At 68.1% G+C, this 551-nt stretch carries 1 protein-coding gene; it reads right to left on the bottom strand.

Features of this window, described 5'->3' with window-relative positions:
• On the bottom strand, positions 1–551 hold a 551-nt coding region (locus KUM32_RS35405), incomplete at both ends, for a phosphate ABC transporter ATP-binding protein (RefSeq protein WP_217146033.1).

The raw sequence follows: 551 nt of genomic DNA, 5'->3' as shown, positions 1-551 counted from the left end.
TCGTGAACCGCTCCTTCAGCTCGCCGATCAGGTCCTCGATGGCGAGGGTGGAGATCGGGTCGAGCGCCGAGCACGGCTCGTCCATCAGCAGGACCTGCGGCTCGACCGCGATGGCGCGGGCGATGCACAGGCGCTGCTGCTGACCGCCGGAGAGGCCGGAGCCGGGCTTGTTCAGCCGGTCCTTGACCTCGTTCCAGAGGTTGGCGCCCTTGAGCGACTTCTCGACCACGTCGTTCAGCTCGCTCTTGCGGTACGAGCCGTTCAGGCGCAGGCCCGCCGCCACGTTGTCGAAGATCGACATGGTGGGGAACGGGTTGGGGCGCTGGAAGACCATGCCGATCGTGCGGCGCACGGAGACGGGGTCGACGCCGGAGCCGTAGAGGTTCTCGTCGTCCAGCATCACCTTGCCCTCGACCCGGCCGCCGGGGGTGACCTCGTGCATGCGGTTGAGGGTGCGCAGGAAGGTGGACTTGCCGCAGCCCGAGGGGCCGATGAAGGCGGTCACGGAGCGGGGCTCGACGGTCATCGAGATGTCCTCGATGGCCTTGTGC

Source organism: Streptomyces sp. AC627_RSS907 (assembly GCF_019049165.1).
The sequence above is the reverse complement of the archived record's forward strand: the minus strand, read 5'-3'. Positions and strand labels throughout refer to the sequence as shown.